1 protein-coding gene is annotated in these 3,944 nt (G+C 66.3%); it reads left to right on the forward strand.

What is annotated here, in order from left to right:
* Positions 1-79 precede the first annotated feature (79 nt).
* The gene (hrpA, locus tag ACNPP0_RS22930; RefSeq protein WP_448707094.1) at positions 80-3,904 is read left to right on the forward strand and encodes an ATP-dependent RNA helicase HrpA; all 3,825 of its coding nucleotides are present in this window, start codon (positions 80-82) and stop codon (positions 3,902-3,904) included.
* Positions 3,905-3,944: the final 40 nt, after the last annotated feature.

Here is a 3,944-nt window from a genome sequence, read left to right on the forward strand (position 1 = left end):
GCGTCCCGAGCGGCCTGCCCGCGCGGAGCGTCCCGCACGCCCGGAGCGCCCGCCGCGCGCGGATCGCCCCGAGCGGCCGATTCCTGCCGTGACCTACCCAGAAGACCTGCCCGTCAGTGCCCGGCGGCAAGAGATCGCGCGTGCGATCGCGGGCCATCAGGTCGTGATCGTCAGCGGGGAAACCGGCTCGGGCAAGACCACGCAGCTGCCAAAGATCTGCCTGGAACTGGGGCGTGGCCGTCAGAAGATGATCGGCCATACCCAGCCGCGCCGCCTGGCCGCCACCTCTGTCGCCAAGCGCATCGCCGAAGAGCTGAACACGCCGATGGGCGAAGTGGTCGGCTACCAGGTGCGCTTTAACGACCGCACCGGCCCCAACGCGTCCATCAAGCTGATGACCGACGGCATCCTGCTGGCCGAGTCGCAGCGCGATCCGCTATTGCGCCGCTACGACACCATCATCATCGACGAGGCGCACGAACGCAGCCTGAACATCGATTTCCTGCTGGGCTATCTGAAGCAGCTGCTGCCGCGCCGCCCGGATCTGAAACTGATCATCACGTCGGCCACCATCGACGCCGACCGCTTCGCCAAGCACTTTGCGGCTTCGGAAGACAAGCCCGCCCCGGTCATCGAGGTGTCGGGCCGCTTGTACCCGGTGGAAGTGCGCTACCGTCCGGTGCGGGAAGAGCCGGCCGAAGACGCCGCCGTGCCCGCCGCCAAGCCCGGCCGCGACCGCGAGCGTATGTCGGGCGACGAAGAGCGCGACTTGATCGACGCCATAGTCGACGCCGTGGACGAGTGCGCGCGCCATGGCCCCGGCGACGTGCTGGTGTTCTTGCCCGGCGAACGCGAAATCCGCGAATCCGCCGAAGCGCTGCGCAAGCGCCATCCGGCCGGCACCGAAGTGCTGCCGCTGTACGCGCGGCTGTCGCAGGCCGAGCAGGAACAGATCTTCCACCCGCGCACGAATGCGCGGCGCATCGTGCTGGCTACCAACGTAGCCGAAACGTCGCTGACGGTGCCCGGCATCCGGTTCGTGGTCGATAGCGGGCTGGCGCGCATCAAGCGATATTCGTGGCGCAACAAGGTTGAACAGCTGCGCATCGAGCCCATCAGCCGCGCATCGGCCAACCAGCGCGCCGGCCGCTGCGGCCGCGTGGGGCCGGGCTTGTGCATCCGGCTCTACGACGAGCTGGACTTCAATAACCGGGCGCCGTTCACCGACCCGGAAGTGCTGCGCTCGTCGCTGGCGTCCGTCATCCTGCGGATGAAGTCGCTGAAGCTCGACGATATCGAACAGTTTCCGTTCGTCGAGGCGCCGCCGGGCCGCGCGGTGGCCGACGGCTACCATCTGCTGCAAGAGCTGGGCGCGATTGAGCTGGCCTCCGCTTCCGATGACGATGCCGAAGCCACGCGCACCGGCGCGTCGTTCGTGCTGACTGAAACCGGCCATGAGCTGGCCAAGCTGCCGGTCGACCCGCGTATCGGCCGCATGATCCTGGCCGCGCGCGAACATCAATGCCTGGCCGAAATGCTGATCATCGCGTCGGCCCTGTCGGTGCAGGACGCGCGCGACCGCCCCATGCAAGAGCGCGAAGCCGCCGAGGCCGCGCACGCCAAGTTTGCCGACGACAAATCGGAATTCATATCTTTCCTGAAACTGTGGCGCTGGTATGGCGAACAGGTGCAGCACAAGGCGTCGCAGCGCAAGCTGGTGGGCCTGTTGCGGCAGAACTTCCTGTCGCCGATCCGGCTGCGCGAATGGCACGACGTGCACACGCAACTGGCCGCGCTGGTGGGCGAGCAGGGCTGGCGCGTGAACCAGGCGGAAGCCACCTACGAACAGCTGCACCTGGCGCTGCTGTCGGGCCTGTTGGGCAATATCGGATTCAAAAGCGATGAAGGCGGCCATTACCAGGGCGCGCGCGAAATCCGCTTCCACATTCATCCGGGTTCGCGCCTGGTCAAGAAGGCCGGCCGCTGGATCATGGCGGCTGAATTGGTCGAGACCACGCGCCTGTATGCCCGTTGTGTGGCACGGATCGACCCCGTGTGGCTGGAAAAGGTGGGCGCGCATCTGATCCGCAAGAATTGGTCGGACCCGCGTTGGGAAAAGAAGGCCGGGCAGGTGGTGGCCAACGAGCGCGCCACGCTCTATGGCCTGACGATCTACACGGGCAGGCGCATCCAGTATGGCCGCGTCAACCCGACGCAGGCGCGCGAACTCTTCATCCGCCAGGCCCTGGTGCCGGGCGAGATCGACACGCGCCTGGCGTTCGTGGCGCATAACCGCAAGCTGATCGCCGGTATCGAAAAGCTGGAACATCAGACGCGTCGCCCCGACATTCTGGTGGACGACGAACTGATCTTTGCTTTCTACGACCGCCAGTTGCCGGCGGATATCTCGCAGACGGCCTCGCTGGAAAAGTGGGTGTCCAGCCTGGACAAGGCCGCCGCGGCCAAGCTGATGCTGACGCGCGACGAGCTCATGCGCCACGAAGCCGCGGGCGTCACCACCGATGTCTTCCCTAAAAAGGTGGAATGGCAGGGCGTGACGATGGCGCTGGACTATCACTTCGAGCCCGGTTCCCCGCGCGACGGCGTGACCCTGTCGGTGCCCTTGTTTGCGCTGAACCAGATCGACCCGGCGCGCTGCGAATGGCTGGTGCCCGGCATGCTGAAGGAAAAGGTGCATTTGCTGTTGAAGTCGTTGCCGCAGAAGCTGCGTCGCCATTGCGTGCCGCTGCCTGATTACGCGGCCGGCTTTTACGACCGCTGGTTTGAACGCCAGGCCGACCCGCAGCAAGGACTGGTCGAGGCCATCATTGCCGACATGTGGGACCAGGTGCAGGTGCGCCCGGCCGTGGGCGACTTCAAGCTGGAGACCTTGCCCGCGCACTTGTTCATGAACTTCCGCGTGGTGGACGAGCACGGCCGCATGCTGGCGGCCGGGCGCAACCTGGCGCAGCTGCGCGCTGAATTCGGCAAGCAGGCGCAGGCCACGTTTCAGCAACTGGCCGCCAGCGATACGCAGGTGGCCCAGGCGCTGGCACACGAAAACCTGACGACATGGTCGTTCGGCCCCTTGCCGGAAATCATGGAGATCAAGCGGCGTGGGCAGTCGGTGATCGGTTATCCGGCGTTGGTGGATCGCGGCACGCATTGCGACCTGGACGTGTTTGACGACCCGGACGAGGCGCGCAAGCATCATCGCGCCGGCCTGCTGCGGCTATTCCGGCTGGGCCTGCGCGAGCAGGTCAAGTTCCTGGAAAAGAACCTGGCCGACCTGACCAAAATCAGCATGCTGTACATGACGCTGGGCACGCAGGAAGAATTGCGCGACCAGATCATCGACTGCGCGCTGGGCCAGGCCTGCCTGGCCGAACCCTGGCCGGTGAACGAACAGCAGTTCGATGCCCGCCGCGCGGAAGGCAAGGGCAGGCTGGGGCTGTTGGCCCAAGAGGTTGCGCGTCTGGCCGGCGCGGTGCTGACCGAGTACGCCGCCGTGCAGCGCAAGCTGCCGCAGGCCAAGCCGCACGCGTCCGCCTATGCCGACCTGCAACAGCAATTAAGCGCGCTGATGCCAAAGTGGTTCATCCGCGACACGCCTGACGCCCAGTTGTCGCACTTCCCGCGTTACCTGAAGGCCGCCGTGGCGCGTATCGACAAGCTGCGTGCCGACCCGGCGCGCGACGCCAAGCTGGTGGCGGAAATGGCGCCGTTGCTGACGCAATATCAGCGCGCGCGGTCGGCGCTGAAGGGCGCGCCGGACCCGCGCCTGGACGAGTTCCGGTGGTTGCTTGAAGAATTGCGGGTGGCGTTGTTTGCGCAGGAACTGCGCACGCCGATGCCGGTGTCGGTAAAGCGGCTGATGAAAAGCTGGGAATCGCTCAAGCGCTGAGGGCGCTTGAGGGGGGGGGGGGGGGGGGGGGGCCGCCCCT

Source organism: Achromobacter semiaridum (genome assembly GCF_053543755.1).